Origin of the sequence: Kosakonia sacchari SP1, assembly GCF_000300455.3 — a bacterium.
Lineage (GTDB): Bacteria > Pseudomonadota > Gammaproteobacteria > Enterobacterales > Enterobacteriaceae > Kosakonia > Kosakonia sacchari.
Map to the genome: position 1 here is coordinate 4,401,579 of NZ_CP007215.2, position 13,946 is coordinate 4,415,524.

Consider the following 13,946-nt stretch of genomic DNA (forward strand, 5'->3'; position numbering starts at 1 on the left):
CACATATTATTAATTATGATGCATTGACGGGGATAATAAGTGATCCCGATTACGGCATTTCCTTTCCTTCAGCATATAATTTCAGTCATCCGGCCGATTAAGGGGATAATCGTCGGTCGAAAAAGACACATAACCACATTAATATTGTGTGTTTGGTGTATTCATTCGTAGCTTGAAAAAGAAGGTTCACATGTTAAACAACATTCGTATCGAAGAAGACTTGTTAGGTACCAGGGAAGTGCCAGCGGATGCCTATTACGGCGTGCATACTCTGAGAGCGATTGAAAACTTTTATATCAGCAACAGCAAAATCAGCGACATTCCTGAGTTTGTCCGTGGCATGGTGATGGTGAAAAAGGCGGCAGCGCTGGCGAACAAAGAGCTGCAAACCATCCCGAAAAGTATCGCCAACGCTATCGTTGCCGCATGTGATGAGGTCCTCAACAATGGCAAATGCATGGACCAGTTCCCGGTAGACGTCTATCAGGGCGGCGCGGGTACCTCCGTGAACATGAACACCAACGAAGTGCTGGCGAACATCGGTCTTGAGCTGATGGGGCATCAGAAAGGTGAATACCAGTTCCTCAACCCGAACGATCATGTTAACAAATGCCAGTCCACCAACGACGCCTACCCGACCGGGTTCCGTATCGCGGTGTACGCCTCCATCGTTAAACTGGTTGATGCCATCAAACAGCTCGGCGAAGGCTTCGAAAACAAAGCTGTGGAGTTCAAGGATATCCTGAAAATGGGCCGCACCCAGTTGCAGGACGCGGTGCCGATGACCCTGGGTCAGGAGTTCCACGCTTTCAACGTGCTGCTGAATGAAGAAACCAAAAACCTGCTGCGTACCGCCGAATTGCTGCTGGAAGTGAACCTTGGCGCAACGGCAATCGGTACGCGTCTCAACACCCCGGACGGCTACCAGCAACTGGCCGTGCAAAAACTGGCGGAAGTAAGCAACCTGCCAGTCGTTCCGGCGGAAGACCTGATTGAAGCCACCTCCGACTGCGGCGCCTACGTGATGGTGCACAGCTCGCTGAAACGCCTGGCAGTGAAACTCTCCAAAATCTGTAACGACTTGCGCCTGCTCTCCTCCGGGCCGCGCGCCGGGCTGAATGAAATCAACCTGCCGGAATTGCAGGCGGGTTCGTCCATCATGCCAGCGAAAGTGAACCCGGTGGTGCCGGAAGTGGTGAACCAGGTGTGCTTTAAAGTGATCGGCAATGACACCACCGTCACCATGGCGTCCGAAGCGGGCCAGTTGCAGTTGAACGTGATGGAGCCGGTGATTGGTCAGGCCATGTTTGAATCTGTGCACATTCTGACCAACGCCTGCTACAACCTGCTGGAGAAATGCATCAACGGCATTACCGCCAATAAAGCCGTATGTGAAGGCTACGTCTATAACTCCATCGGCATCGTCACCTACCTCAACCCGTTCATCGGCCACCACAACGGCGACATCGTTGGCAAGATTTGCGCCGAAACCGGTAAGAGCGTGCGTGAAGTCGTGCTGGAGCGTGGCCTGCTGACGGAAACGGAGCTGGACGACATTTTCTCTGCACAAAACCTGATGCATCCGGCTTATAAAGCGAAGCGTTATACCGATGAAAGCGAACAGTAATTCCGACGGTTAGAAAGACAAAAGGCACGTCCTGAGTGACGTGCCTTTTTCTTTTGGATGGTTACTAAAATATAACAATTCGATATCACTTAGTTAAACAAGGAAGCCAACTATGTTTGCTGCAGAGCTTGTCCTCGTCCTGATTGCTATCTACCTTGGCGCCAGATTAGGCGGCATCGGCATTGGTTTTGCCGGTGGCCTTGGTGTACTGGTTCTCACCCTGTTCTTTCAAATCAAACCAGGGGCGATCCCCTTCGATGTCATAGAAATTATTATGGCGGTCATCGCCGCTATCGCTGCTATGCAGGTAGCGGGCGGGATGGATTATCTGGTGAGCCTGGCGGAAAAAATGCTGCGCCGCCATCCGAAGTACATCACCTTTCTCGCGCCGCTGGTCACCTGGTTTATGACCATTCTCGCCGGTACCGGGCACACCGCGTTTTCCACACTGCCGGTAATTACCGAAGTAGCGAAAGAGCAAGGTATTCGCCCGTCGCGTCCGCTGTCGATTGCTGTCGTTGCCTCGCAAATTGCGATTACCGCGTCGCCCATCTCCGCGGCGGTGGTCTTTTTTGCCGGCATCCTTGAACCGCTTGGCGTCAGCTATCTAACGCTGCTGGCAATCTGTATTCCGGTGACGCTGATTGCGGTCATGCTGACGGCGGTGGTCTGTAACTTCCTCGGCTGCGAGCTGAAAGATGATCCGGTCTATCAGGAGCGCCGGGCAAAAGGCGAAGTGAAGTTGCGCGGCAGCCAGGTTTTTGAATTAAAACCTCATGCTAAACGTTCGGTGCTGCTGTTCCTGATTGGTATTGTCGCGGTCATGCTCTACGCAACCGCCATCAGCCCGACCGTTGGATTAATCACCAACCCGGTACTGCCGCGTAACGAAGCGATTGTGGTGTTTATGCTGACCATCGCCACGCTGATTTGCCTGACCTGCAAAATCGACACTGGCGAAATCCTGAATGCCAGTACCTTCAAATCCGGTATGAGCGCCTGTATTTGTGTGCTCGGCGTGGCGTGGCTCGGCGATACGTTCGTGAAACACCATATTGAAGATATCCAGATGGTGGCGGGCGATCTGCTGCACAGCTATCCGTGGCTGCTGGCGGTAGTGCTGTTCTTCGCCGCAACGCTGCTCTATTCGCAAGCCGCGACCACCAAAGCGCTGATGCCTGCTGCGCTGCTGCTCGGCGTCACCCCGCTGACGGCAATTGCATCGTTTGCCGCCGTTTCCGCGCTGTTTGTGCTGCCCACTTACCCAACTCTGCTGGCGGCGGTCGAAATGGATGACACCGGCTCAACGCGCATCGGCAAGTTTGTTTTTAACCATGCGTTCCTCGTTCCCGGTGTGATCGCCATTGCCCTGTGCGTCATACTGGGCTTTATCTTCGGCGGTATCTTGTTGTAAAGGTCTTAAAATCGGGTCGCCCGGCGGCCCGATCCTCTCACTTCGCGTGGTATAGTCGTTGCTTTCGCGCTTACGAGGTTGACGATGAACACGCCTGACGCCGTTGTTGTACTCTGCACTGCCCCGGATGAAGCCACCGCCCAGGATCTGGCGGCCAAAGTGCTGGCAGATAAACTCGCTGCCTGTGTCACTATTTTGCCGGGCGCGACTTCGCTCTATTACTGGGAAGGCAAACTCGAACAAGAGTATGAAGTGCAACTGCTGCTTAAAACTGACGTCGCACATCTCGAAGATCTCTTCGCCAGCATCAAAGCGCACCATCCTTACCAGACCCCGGAATTACTGGCTTTACCCGTCACTCACGGAGATTACGATTACCTCTCATGGCTCAACGCATCTTTACGCTGATCCTGCTGCTGTGCAGCACATCCGCCTTTGCGGGCTTATTCGACGCGCCCGGTCGCTCCAGTTTTGTGCCCGCCGACCAGGCGTTTACCTTTGATTTTCAGCAGCATCAGCATGATTTAACGCTCAACTGGCAGGTGAAAGAGGGTTACTACCTTTATCGCCAGCAAATTCGCGTCACCCCGGCGCAAGCAACCCTTGGCGTGTTAACGCTGCCAAAAGGGGAGATGCATGAAGATGAGTTCTACGGCAAAACGGAAATCTACCGTAAACGGCTGAACCTGCCGCTCGATATCAACGCGGCGGCAAAAGGCGCGACGCTGACCGTCACTTACCAGGGCTGCGCCGATGCCGGGTTCTGTTATCCGCCGGAAACCAAAGTGGTGCCGCTGATGGAAGTCGCAACGGCTACGCCAGTAAATGCGCCACCAGCCGCAACGCAGGAAACCACCGCAAGCCCGCTCCCCTTCTCTGCCCTGTGGGCGCTGTTGATCGGCATTGGTATCGCCTTTACGCCGTGCGTGTTGCCAATGTACCCGCTGATTTCCGGTATTGTGCTTGGCGGAAAACAGCGTCTTGCCACACCACGCGCGCTGCTGCTGGCGTTTATCTACGTGCAAGGGATGGCGCTTACCTATACGGCGCTGGGGCTGGTCGTTGCGGCAGCAGGGTTATCATTCCAGGCGGCGCTGCAACACCCGTACGTGCTGATTGGCTTGTCGGCACTGTTCACGCTGCTGGCGCTGTCGATGTTCGGCCTGTTTACCTTACAACTTCCTTCTGCGCTGCAAACCCGCTTGACCCTGTGGAGCAATCGCCAGCAGGGCGGCTCCGTGGGCGGGGTGTTTGCCATGGGCGCGATAGCCGGGCTGATTTGTTCGCCCTGCACCACCGCGCCGTTAAGCGCGATCCTGCTCTATATTGCGCAAAGCGGTAACCTGTGGCTCGGCGGCGGTACGCTCTATCTTTACGCGCTGGGCATGGGTTTGCCGCTGATCCTCGTGACTGTGTTTGGCAACCGTCTGCTGCCAAAAAGCGGGCCGTGGATGGAGCAGGTCAAAACCGCGTTTGGCTTTGTGATCCTCGCCCTGCCGGTCTTTCTGCTGGAGCGCGTGCTCGGTGAAACGTGGGGGCTGCGGCTGTGGTCGCTGCTCGGCGTGGCGTTTTTCGGCTGGGCATTTATCACCAGCCTTGGCGCGAAGCGTGCGTTTGTCCGCGTGCTGCAAATCGCGCTTCTCGGCGCGGCGCTGGTCTGCGCGCGTCCGTTACAGGATTGGGCGTTTGGTGACCCTACCGCGCAGACGCACTCGCCGCTGGCCTTCACGCCTGTTTCGACCGTCGACGACCTGAACCAGGCGCTGGCGCAGGCCAACGGCCGCCCGGTGATGCTGGATCTCTACGCAGACTGGTGCGTAGCGTGTAAAGAATTTGAGAAGTACACCTTTAGCGATGCCCGCGTACAGGCTGCGCTGAAAGATACCGTGTTATTGCAGGCCAACGTAACGGCCAACAACGCGCAGGACGCCGCGCTGCTACGCCATCTCAATGTGCTGGGTCTGCCAACGATTCTGTTTTTCGACGCGCAAGGCCATGAGCAACCGGCAGCCCGGGTGACCGGGTTTATGGACGCCGCCGCATTCGCCGCGCATTTGCGCAATCGCGCCCCGTAAACAACACTTTGTGGGGAAATGAGCTTCAGATAACGGAGGATATCACCGTGCAACGCGAAGACGTTTTGAGTCAAACTTTGCAATTACTTGAATTAAGAGGGATTGCGGACACCACTCTTGAAATGGTTGCCGAGCGCATCGACTATCCCATCGATGAGTTCCGCCGTTTCTGGCCAGACAAAGAGGCGCTGCTGTATGACGCGCTACGTTATCTCAGCCAGCAGGTGGATGTCTGGCGCAGGCAACTGCTGTTAGACGAAACGCTCAGCAATGAGCAAAAACTGCTGGCGCGCTACGGCGCGCTCACTGAGTGCGTGAGCAATAACCGCTATCCGGGTTGCTTGTTTATTGCCGCCTGCACCTTCTTCCCGGACCCGGCGCACCCGATCCACCAGCTTGCGGATCAGCAAAAGCGCGACGCGCATGATTTCACCCATCAGTTGCTGACGCAGTTAGAAGTGGACGACCCGGCGATGGTGGCGAAGCAGATGGAGCTGGTGCTGGAGGGTTGTCTGAGCAGGATGCTGGTTAACCGCAGCCAGGCCGATGTTGATACGGCCCAGCGGCTGGCGGAAGATATTCTGCGTTTTGCCCGCTGCCGCCAGGGCGGCGCGCTGACCTAAGCGCCCAGAAACCCCGCCCACGCGGAGAGCAACAGGCACAGTGCCATCACTCGCTGAAACCAGAGCAGCGATGTGGTGGTGCGAAACAGCCGGTTGACCGCCTTACCGAGCAACGTCCACGCGCTCAGGCATAGCAGTGAGATCAGCAAAAACCACAGCGACAGCAACGACACCTCGCGTAGCGGATACGCGCCGTGCGGGGCAAACAGGCTTACCACCGCCAGCGCCATCATCCAGGTTTTCGGGTTAATCAGTTGCAGCATCGCCGCCGCACGACCGCTAAACGGTCGCTGCGCTTCGCCCTGCAAATCGGCCGCGGGCGCGGCAAATAATTGCCAGCTCAGCCAGCTTAACCACAACGCCCCCGCCCAGCTCATTACCTCACGCACCAGCGGATAACTGCGCAACACTTCACCTGCGCCCGCTCCGGAAATAAACACAATCAGGCTGGCCGCCACGCAGGCGCTCACCACCGCAGGCAACGTCGCTTTGATGCCAAAGCGCTGGCTGCTGGTCAGGATCAAAATGTTGGTTGGGCCAGGCGTAATCGACGCCACAAAAGCGAAGAGTAAAAACGGCAGATAGCTATAAAACAGGTTCACAGGCAGGCTCCTTATTAATGAGCCTTAGACTGTCGCGTTATTTGCCGTCGTCGTCTGGAAGATTTGTGCACAACCTGCGGTAGTGCGCGGGCGAGAGGCGGTACGCACGCTGGAACCAGCGTCCAAGATGGCTTTGATCGGCAAATCCCAGCGCGGCAGCAACGTCTGCTGGCGTCTCCCCTTTCGCCAGTTGCGAACGTGCGGTGGCCAGCCGAAGTTGGATCAGCCAGGCGTGCGGGCTTAAGTGGAACTCGCGTTTAAAGCAGCGTGTCAGCGTAAAGCGATCGGTTCCCGTTTCCCGCGCCAGATCCGAAAGGCCAACGTTGTCGCCAATGTGCGCATGCAGATAATCACGCGCACGGTGAGCAATGGCTGTGCTTTGTAATTGCGACGGCAGCCGTTTGCGCCACTGGCAGTGGTGCGTAAGCTGGCTGAGCAGCCCATCCATGGCGCTTTGCTGGACGATGCGCATCTCTTCGCTGTGCAGGGCGTAAAAGGTGTGTGCAATCGCGCGGATCAGTTGTGGCTCCCTGGCGATAGTGTGGGAAAAATGCAGTGAATAGCTGGACGGCACCGATTCATACAGGCCGCGTAACGTGTCACTGAGCCAGTGGTCATCAAGATAAAAGGTCAGATAGGTAAAGCCGCCTTCAACCGGTGCGTCGCCGTCATGGATTTCACCCGGTTCCAGCAAAAAGGCATCGCCCGGCGTACTGCGATGGCGCTCCCGCCGGCAGTGAAATTGCTGCGTCCCGGAAAGCGTAATGCCCACCAGGTAGCTGTCGTGCCAGTGCGGATCGTACGCGTGCCCTTCAAAATGGGCGCGGATGGTTTCAATTCCCGTGTCCGCATGTTGCCGCAGTTCCAGCCAGTCTTTCGCCATATCGCCTCCAGCGTGCCACCGGAAAGTAGCATTCATCTCCTTAAGGTAAAAGTCTGGAAGATTTGTGCAAGGGTCGATTTGTGCCGTGCAATTGCTCAGATTGCCGCAAAGTTGAGCAACTGGATAGAATTGAAGGAAATAAAGTTGACGCCTTAAGACGATTAAGGTTTAATGCGCCCCGTTGCCCGGATAGCTCAGTCGGTAGAGCAGGGGATTGAAAATCCCCGTGTCCTTGGTTCGATTCCGAGTCCGGGCACCACTTTTCTTTTTTTATGCTTCCTTATGAATCTCTATGTTGTTGTGATTCAATAAGTTAGGGTAAAAAGTCTTTCCGATACGTTTTGATTTATCCCTCAGTATCCGGAAAAAAATGGGTCAGATTGCGGGTCATTCAGTTCGACGAACGGAGTGACCCCTTATGTTAACTGATTCAAAAATCCGCTCAGCAAAACCTCTCGTTAAAACTTACAAACTCACTGATGCGCTCGGCCTGTATCTGACAGTATCCACCAGCGGCGCAAAATTATGGTATTTCCGTTATCGCTTTGGTGGTAGAGAAAGCCGTCTGGCCTTTGGTCCCTGGCCTCAAACTACATTGTCTGAAGCCCGCGAAAAGCGAGATGCAGCGCGTAAGTTGCTGGCGTCCGGCATTAGCCCTTCCCTGCCACGCAAGACAGAAAAAAATTCCGTTGAACAGAACCGCACCTTTATGCACATCGCCACAGCATGGCATACCAGCAGCCTTATACTCTGGTCTGTGGCGCACGCCGATAAAATTCTTTCCTGTTTGAAGCGCTATGTGTTCTCTGATGACATCGCCGTAATGGATATTGCGCAGATAGAAACCCGGCATCTGGCGCAATTAATTAAGTCCGTCGATAACCAGGGCGTTCATGATGTCGCCGGAAGAATACGCCAGTATCTGACTAAAATAATGCGCTTCGCAGTGCAACAAGGGTTCATTAAATACAACCCGGCTCTCGACCTGAATGGTATTGTGGCTTCGGTAGTAATACGACATCTCCCCGCATTGCCACTACAACGCCTTCCAGAACTGCTGGAGAGCATCAATAACTACAAGGGTCGATTACTGACCCGCCTGGCGCTGGAGCTGAATCTGTATGTCTTCCTGCGCTCCAGTGAGTTACGACTCGCCCGGTGGGATGAATTCAATCTAAAAGAGCATATATGGACGGTTCCACCACGGCGTAAGGCTGTAAAGGGTGTCAGGTTCTCAGAGCGCGGCGCAAAAATGCAGGATGAGCATCTGGTGCCGTTGTCACATCAGGCAGTCGTACTGTTGAAACAAATCAAAATTCTTAGTGGCGACTCAGTGTTTGTTTTCCCGGGTGCGCGGTCTGTGGACAAACCGATGAGTGAAAACACCATCAACAAGGCACTGCGTACCATTGGCTACGACACTAAAAAAGAAATCTGCGGTCACGGCTTCAGAACAATGGCCTGTAGTGCGCTGAATGAAACCGAACTGTGGTCTGAAGATGCTATAGAGCGTCAGATGAGCCACCAGGAACGCAACGGCGTAAGGGCAGCGTATATCCACAAGGCGAAACATCTGGAAGCCCGAATTGAGATGATGCAGTGGTGGTCAGATTATCTGGATGCCTGCCGGGAGGGGTATATTGCACCGTATATTTATGCGCGCCGCATAAAACAGCAAGAATACTCCGCTCGGTAATGCCCTGAAAAAGCAGATCCTGATAAATAGGGTCTGCTTTTTGTAAGTCGTGTTTTAGTGCTGCTGGGGAGTGATCACTAACGTTGAGTGAGGATGGTTTTTCTTGAAACGGTGATACTGCAAAATTAACGTTGCGAGATCATCATCCACTGCATAGAAATAGGCTTCAGGTACATCCAACACTTTAGCGAACCGGCAGACCAGCCCAAAGTCCGGCCCGCTCACCTCTCTTTCATACTGGCTGACACGAGAACTCGCCGTCTCCTCATCCAGTCCAGCAAGGCAACCCAGCTCTGCCTGCTTCAATCCTGCGTTCACTCTGGCTAATCTTAATCGTTTACCAATCATGGTATTACCCGCATCCCTGGCTAACATTAGCCGATTATCACCTTTCGGGATACACGCCTCTTAAAGCAGTTCTTTGATAAATAAATTAAAAATTTATTTTTAGTCATTTATAAAGCAAAAATGGAGACATGATTTATTGGATAAATTAATGATTTAATCCGGGAAAAAAAACATGAATGATGGAACATGAACAGCTTGCCATGAGCCGCTCTCACTGCGGCGTGATAAGCAGAGTGGAGTTAGGATTCGCTTTTTTGAAGCGGTGATACTGCAAGATTAAGGTCGCCAGATCGTCATCCACAGCGTAGAAGTAGGCTTCTGGCACATCCAGGACCGCAGCGAAACGGCGGACCAGCGCAAAATCGGGCGCACTGACTTCCCTCTCGTATTGGCTCACACGTGAGCTCGCGGTTTCTTCGTCTAAACCTGCAAGGCAGCCAAGCTCAATTTGCTTTAACCCCTTGTCTACTCGGGCCAGTCTCAATCGCTTACCAATCACGGCGTTACCCACACTACTAATCGACACAGGCTGATTATCACCGTTCATGATCCGTTTCTCTTGAATTATTTCTTTCCCTGATAAATTTAAACTTTATTTTTGGTTGTTTTTTAAACCAAAATGAAGTTAAACTTCATTTAAAGGAGTAAGTTTTTAATTGGATGAAGGAGATAGTATGAGTAATGAACAGAACGTTCAGCGAGAGAACTGGCACCATGCCGACATCATTGCAGCCCTTCGTAAACGCAATACCTCGATGGCAGCCGTATCACGGGCGGCAGGCCTTTCATCATCAACCCTTGCAAATGCGCTGACCAGACCATGGCCCAGAGGTGAACGCCTTATCGCAGAAGCTATAGGAGTGCCAGCCAGCGAGATCTGGCCGAGTCGCTATTTCGATTCGCAAGGTCAGGAAATTCCGCGTATGACCCGCCATAAAAACACAGAGGTTGAAAACACACCTCTACAAAGTTCAAATTCTGACAATCAGGTAAACACAAACCCTGACGCCTAATCTTTTCCAACCTGCTGTATCATCAATTGGTCCGGGAATAATGCCGGACCAATTGATATAGCTGTCTTATAAATTTGCCACTTATGTTGCTCAATTCATGTGATACTGCCTGTAAACCCGCTTAGTCACATGCTTGGTACATCTCACCGTTGATTTTTGATGAAATCGCCACCTCCCAAAAAATCACAAAAATGAATTTTGATTAATCCATTTATCATTCTTGCTTTCCATTTGATATATACGCCATGGGTTCATTCAGAAAATGTCCCTTCGTGAAATCAGCATAGTAAAAAAGGATATAACCATGCTAAATACCAGGGCTTTGAACGCCATGAGCGACAAACTAAAATGGATAACGATACAAGAAGCAATTGCTATAGCAAATAATATAAAAGACACAAATTTAACTGACAGTGATATTTACCGCCACGCTTTATATGGAAATATCAGGCTCTCAATCTATTTTCAGTCACCGATAATAGTCAGAAAAATACAGACATCAACTGTAAAGATCAAACTTCACCCGCTGAACAGCTCACTCATTGATCAGTTCTGTATTCTTGAGAAAAACTGTTTTCTTAACGAACGGAATTTAATTTTCAGCACCGAGGGACGTTATATTTACCCCGCACAACGGATTATTGATACACCACTGATCGGTTATGAATATGTCCTGGTTCAACGCTTACTCGCCATTTCTCTGGGAATTGCCCCGCCTGTCATTAGTGAAAACCACACTAATTATGGCGTTACGGTCAGTCTCGGTGGTCATTTTTTCCAGGTCTTCGAGAAAGTGACATGGCAGGAAAGAGTGAACCAACAAATCATGCGACTACCGGAAAATGCCATTTCCTGCATATCTGAACAGCTTCCACAACTGCCCACAAACAAGGCCTGCCATAAAGAATACTTCCCCGTTTACGATCTACCGCGCGACGCCTGCTTTGTCATCAGGTATGCAGAGCTTGAAAAATTAATCAATATACCGGTTAAAAGCGCCAGCCCACGCCTGGCTTCCACTCGTGTATCCACACCGTTATCCCGACTGTTTTGGCTGGCCTGCAAAAATAACGACGTTATCAGCCCATTAATAAAGCAGCCTTATAAGTTGCTGTCTATTTTTGAGCAATGGGCATCGGATGAAGGCATCATGGACAGGCTCAGCGGCGATACACTTAAAACGGCACTTGAGCGCGGTTCACCAGCATCTATATCTGCGAAGAAATAAAATAGCGCTACATCATTCAATCTAAAAACCCGTATTAAGGATCGTTGCGTCCGTATTAAGGGCTTATCTTCTTTTAGTCCCTCCTCCAGTGTGTTTTTTTGTTATCTCCGGGCACATTCCATTTCTGCACTGGAGGATTTAATGGCAACTCATCAATTATTACGTTTGAAAAGTGTTGAAGAAAAAACGGGTCTGAAACGTTCACAAATCTATCTGTATATGAAAGAAGGTACCTTTCCCAACTCAATCAAAATTGGTCCTGCAAGCGTGGCGTGGCTGGAGTCTGAAATTGACGAATGGATCAATCTCAAATTAGCCGACCGCTTAACGCGTTGAAGACGAGAGAAGAATGATGATCTCCTCACTAAATTACGCCGTTTTAACCGGGGCGTTGCACGCACTGAAGGAAGGTAATTTTCACGACTGCGAAACATTAGGCTTCACCTTTGATGAACTGAATACCCTTAACCAGCTCTCTCTCGATGAACTGTTTATCATCAGCCGCGCATCAGCGCAATTTATGGCAGTGACCATCCGCCACGATGTTTTACAACAGATCCTGGAGATGTCCCGACAGGAAATACAACGTCAGCAGCAAATGGACAGGGCTATTAAACTGGGAGGCTCAATTGCGCTCTTAAACCATTTTTTTGGCCTCACCTCTAATGAAGTTTGCACTCGCCGCCGGTTACTGGGAATAACAATCCCCCATGGGCGAACACCTATCCCGGATGAAGAAACAGATACAGAAATCTGGCAACGATGGAAAAAGAATCGTCCCCAAAATATCGAATCACCAGATGCGCTGGAAGCAATGATGCAAATAGCCGAATCCTTTGCACCCCAGGAGAACAAACCTTCGCTTACCGCCATCTGGAACCGCATCACGCTTTGGGAAAAGAAAACACCAGACAGGAGGACATTGCATGCAAGATGAGATCGACCGGGATCAGGAATTTAACGAACAACGCCTGGAGGAGATGATTGAACAAAGCCGTTTCAAACCCGGCGCAACACCCTCATTACACTACTGCCGCCTCTGTGGTAACCCTATTCCTGAGAAACGGCGAGAAACACTACCAGGAGTGACAACATGTACAGAATGCCAGGCCTTTATTGAACGTAAAAAACGCTAAGACTTAGAAGACATTTATACAGAGGGATTATCTCTCTGTATTTTTTATTAATCGCAAAAATTCAGCCCAGCTTTGTGCAAGAGTTAAATAAAAATTCAGCCCGGTGACTTTATTTATTTAATTTTTAGTTTGATTTCATTATTTCTACCCGAAATTAAATACAGCATTCTGCTCACGCCAGCCTCACTGGTTACCGCTATGGACGATTATTCGTCCGGGTCGAGTATTGCTCTTTAATAAGATGAACCGGGCTATCACGTAACCACAATTCAGGGTGCCGCTGAATGTTCTCGCTGACCCGTTAAAACCGGAATGCAGAATTGGGATGTGTTTGTTTATTACTCTACTGTCGTTTTTCAGCCTTTCAGCCTGAGGTTACTATGCTTTCCTCCACAGCCTTTCTTGCTGCGGCAACGCAATGCGCCGCCAGCATTCATCCATCCACTGCCTATGATATTGCAAGCGTGGAATCCGGGTTTAACCCTTATGCCATCGCTGAAATTTTGCCGCAAAAAGAGAGAGCGCCCGGAAGTCCAGGCGTTATTTCTCATCAGCCCACCAGCCGGGAAGCGGCGATCAACATAACCAAAAGAATAGCGGCAAATGGTCGCCGCTATTCGGTCGGATTGATGCAAATAACCAGTACCAATTTCCGGCATTACGGCGTGACAGCCGAGGAGCTGTTTAATCCCTGTGTCAATCTGTCAGTCTTTGAGCGCATTCTCACCGACTGCTACCGCCGGGGCGGTTCGCTGAAAAGAGCGCTCAGTTGCTACTACTCCGGCAATTTTAAATCCGGCCAGCAACCGGAAACTGCTTTTAAGCAGACCAGCTACGTCCAGCGTATTGGTTATGTTGTCCCGTCAACACACGAAGAGCTCAAGCGCGATACTGCGGTTATTCAGTATCCAGCGGCAATATTGCGCGGTGACCTTACCAATAAATACCCACCTGTTTTGCCATCCGCACAATATCCCAACATCGTCATTCGCGGCGATTTCAGTTATGAGGAGAAATAACTATGCACACGCTCAGATACAGATCTGCCGTTATTTTCTTTCTTCTGTCCTTCCAGACCATGGCGGCTGAAAGTGGATTTAGTAAAGCCAGCGCAACACTGGCTTATACCTCCGCTGGCCTGCTGGGATTGGCAGGAATCACTATCACGCTGGCGACCATGTGGATAGGTTACAAAGTGTTGTTCGACGGCAAGAGCCTGAGCGATATACGCAACGTTATTATCGGGGCCATCCTGATAGCGGGGGCATCCGGATTTGGCGCCTACTTGGCCGCATAGGGGG

The 13,946-nt window shown here is 51.5% G+C and carries 17 protein-coding genes and 1 tRNA gene; 14 read left to right on the top strand and 4 right to left on the bottom strand.

Translation table 11 applies throughout. The annotated features are described in order from the left end of the window. Window positions 1–190 precede the first annotated feature (190 nt). The 5 genes from aspA to C813_RS43855 all read left to right on the top strand — a co-directional run bounded on the left by aspA (window position 191) and on the right by C813_RS43855 (window position 5,739). Window positions 191–1,627, top strand: a complete 1,437-nt coding sequence (gene aspA / locus C813_RS43835) for an aspartate ammonia-lyase (protein ID WP_017459200.1) — start codon at window positions 191–193, stop codon at window positions 1,625–1,627. A 112-nt stretch (window positions 1,628–1,739) separates the two neighbouring features. Beyond that, window positions 1,740–3,041 (top strand): anaerobic C4-dicarboxylate transporter, encoded by a 1,302-nt coding sequence (locus C813_RS43840; protein ID WP_017459201.1) that lies wholly within the window; start codon window positions 1,740–1,742, stop codon window positions 3,039–3,041. An 84-nt stretch (window positions 3,042–3,125) separates the two neighbouring features. Beyond that, window positions 3,126–3,449, top strand: a complete 324-nt coding sequence (cutA, locus tag C813_RS43845; RefSeq protein WP_017459202.1) for a divalent cation tolerance protein CutA — start codon at window positions 3,126–3,128, stop codon at window positions 3,447–3,449. Further along, a complete protein-coding gene (locus C813_RS43850; RefSeq protein ID WP_017459203.1) occupies window positions 3,425–5,116 on the top strand; it encodes a protein-disulfide reductase DsbD in 1,692 nt (563 codons plus the stop codon). Before cutA ends, C813_RS43850 begins: the two co-directional genes overlap by 25 nt. Before the next feature lie 47 nt (window positions 5,117–5,163). Further along, window positions 5,164–5,739, top strand: a complete 576-nt coding sequence (locus tag C813_RS43855; RefSeq protein WP_017459204.1) for a transcriptional regulator — start codon at window positions 5,164–5,166, stop codon at window positions 5,737–5,739. On the opposite strand, the gene C813_RS43860 is transcribed toward C813_RS43855, so the two are convergent. Together C813_RS43860 and C813_RS43865 are read right to left on the bottom strand one after the other, a co-directional pair. Beyond that, on the bottom strand, window positions 5,736–6,341 hold the full coding sequence (locus C813_RS43860; protein ID WP_017459205.1) for a LysE family translocator: 606 nt from the start codon (window positions 6,339–6,341) through the stop codon (window positions 5,736–5,738). The genes C813_RS43855 and C813_RS43860 overlap by 4 nt on opposite strands. A 37-nt stretch (window positions 6,342–6,378) precedes the next feature. Then, window positions 6,379–7,224, bottom strand: coding sequence for an AraC family transcriptional regulator (locus tag C813_RS43865; protein ID WP_017459206.1), 846 nt, complete (start codon window positions 7,222–7,224; stop codon window positions 6,379–6,381). A 183-nt stretch (window positions 7,225–7,407) separates the two neighbouring features. On the opposite strand from C813_RS43865, the gene C813_RS43870 reads away from it, so the two are divergent. Beyond that, window positions 7,408–7,483: transfer RNA gene (locus C813_RS43870), tRNA-Phe, on the top strand. A 159-nt stretch (window positions 7,484–7,642) separates the two neighbouring features. Next, a complete protein-coding gene (locus C813_RS43875) occupies window positions 7,643–8,920 on the top strand; it encodes a tyrosine-type recombinase/integrase (protein ID WP_017459207.1) in 1,278 nt (425 codons plus the stop codon). 54 nt (window positions 8,921–8,974) lie between these two features. Here C813_RS43875 and C813_RS43880 read toward each other — a convergent pair whose 3' ends face one another. Next, window positions 8,975–9,268 (bottom strand): helix-turn-helix domain-containing protein, encoded by a 294-nt coding sequence (locus C813_RS43880; protein WP_040016570.1) that lies wholly within the window; start codon window positions 9,266–9,268, stop codon window positions 8,975–8,977. A gap of 211 nt (window positions 9,269–9,479) precedes the next feature. Then, complete coding sequence (locus tag C813_RS43885) at window positions 9,480–9,815, bottom strand: helix-turn-helix domain-containing protein (protein WP_017459209.1); 336 nt, start codon at window positions 9,813–9,815, stop codon at window positions 9,480–9,482. Window positions 9,816–9,942: 127 nt separating this feature from the next. Here C813_RS43885 and C813_RS43890 point away from each other — a divergent pair, with 127 nt between their 5' ends. From C813_RS43890 to C813_RS43920, 7 genes are all read left to right on the top strand, one after another. Then, window positions 9,943–10,281 carry a helix-turn-helix domain-containing protein gene (locus C813_RS43890; protein WP_017459210.1) on the top strand — a complete coding sequence of 113 codons (339 nt, stop codon included), beginning with the start codon at window positions 9,943–9,945 and terminating at the stop codon, window positions 10,279–10,281. Window positions 10,282–10,585: 304 nt separating this feature from the next. Then, complete coding sequence (locus tag C813_RS43895; protein ID WP_017459211.1) at window positions 10,586–11,509, top strand: hypothetical protein; 924 nt, start codon at window positions 10,586–10,588, stop codon at window positions 11,507–11,509. 141 nt (window positions 11,510–11,650) lie between these two features. Continuing rightward, complete coding sequence (locus C813_RS43900; RefSeq protein WP_017459212.1) at window positions 11,651–11,845, top strand: AlpA family transcriptional regulator; 195 nt, start codon at window positions 11,651–11,653, stop codon at window positions 11,843–11,845. A gap of 16 nt (window positions 11,846–11,861) precedes the next feature. Further along, on the top strand, window positions 11,862–12,446 hold the full coding sequence (locus C813_RS43905; RefSeq protein WP_025263752.1) for a DUF2857 domain-containing protein: 585 nt from the start codon (window positions 11,862–11,864) through the stop codon (window positions 12,444–12,446). Beyond that, window positions 12,436–12,645 carry a TraR/DksA family transcriptional regulator gene (locus tag C813_RS43910; RefSeq protein WP_017459214.1) on the top strand — a complete coding sequence of 70 codons (210 nt, stop codon included), beginning with the start codon at window positions 12,436–12,438 and terminating at the stop codon, window positions 12,643–12,645. The genes C813_RS43905 and C813_RS43910 overlap by 11 nt, the downstream gene beginning before the upstream one ends. 380 nt (window positions 12,646–13,025) lie before the next feature. Continuing rightward, a complete protein-coding gene (locus tag C813_RS43915) occupies window positions 13,026–13,664 on the top strand; it encodes a lytic transglycosylase domain-containing protein (RefSeq protein ID WP_017459215.1) in 639 nt (212 codons plus the stop codon). A gap of 2 nt (window positions 13,665–13,666) precedes the next feature. Further along, entirely contained in the window at window positions 13,667–13,942 is a 276-nt protein-coding gene (locus C813_RS43920; protein ID WP_017459216.1) for a TrbC/VirB2 family protein, read from the top strand. The last annotated feature ends 4 nt before the right edge of the window (window positions 13,943–13,946 follow it).

Excerpts from the sequence above, each read along its gene's own strand:
- C813_RS43840 (WP_017459201.1), top strand. The coding sequence starts at position 1,740 with ATGTTTGCTGCAGAGCTTGTCCTCGTCCTGATTGCTATCTACCTTGGC.
- C813_RS43900 (WP_017459212.1), top strand. The coding sequence starts at position 11,651 with ATGGCAACTCATCAATTATTACGTTTGAAAAGTGTTGAAGAAAAAACG.
- C813_RS43880 (WP_040016570.1), bottom strand. The coding sequence starts at position 9,268 with ATGATTGGTAAACGATTAAGATTAGCCAGAGTGAACGCAGGATTGAAG.
- C813_RS43850 (WP_017459203.1), top strand. The coding sequence starts at position 3,425 with ATGGCTCAACGCATCTTTACGCTGATCCTGCTGCTGTGCAGCACATCC.
- C813_RS43895 (WP_017459211.1), top strand. The coding sequence starts at position 10,586 with ATGCTAAATACCAGGGCTTTGAACGCCATGAGCGACAAACTAAAATGG.
- C813_RS43905 (WP_025263752.1), top strand. The coding sequence starts at position 11,862 with ATGATCTCCTCACTAAATTACGCCGTTTTAACCGGGGCGTTGCACGCA.
- C813_RS43915 (WP_017459215.1), top strand. The coding sequence starts at position 13,026 with ATGCTTTCCTCCACAGCCTTTCTTGCTGCGGCAACGCAATGCGCCGCC.
- C813_RS43920 (WP_017459216.1), top strand. The coding sequence starts at position 13,667 with ATGCACACGCTCAGATACAGATCTGCCGTTATTTTCTTTCTTCTGTCC.
- C813_RS43890 (WP_017459210.1), top strand. The coding sequence starts at position 9,943 with ATGAGTAATGAACAGAACGTTCAGCGAGAGAACTGGCACCATGCCGAC.
- C813_RS43910 (WP_017459214.1), top strand. The coding sequence starts at position 12,436 with ATGCAAGATGAGATCGACCGGGATCAGGAATTTAACGAACAACGCCTG.
- aspA (WP_017459200.1), top strand. The coding sequence starts at position 191 with ATGTTAAACAACATTCGTATCGAAGAAGACTTGTTAGGTACCAGGGAA.
- cutA (WP_017459202.1), top strand. The coding sequence starts at position 3,126 with ATGAACACGCCTGACGCCGTTGTTGTACTCTGCACTGCCCCGGATGAA.
- C813_RS43885 (WP_017459209.1), bottom strand. The coding sequence starts at position 9,815 with ATGAACGGTGATAATCAGCCTGTGTCGATTAGTAGTGTGGGTAACGCC.
- C813_RS43865 (WP_017459206.1), bottom strand. The coding sequence starts at position 7,224 with ATGGCGAAAGACTGGCTGGAACTGCGGCAACATGCGGACACGGGAATT.
- C813_RS43875 (WP_017459207.1), top strand. The coding sequence starts at position 7,643 with ATGTTAACTGATTCAAAAATCCGCTCAGCAAAACCTCTCGTTAAAACT.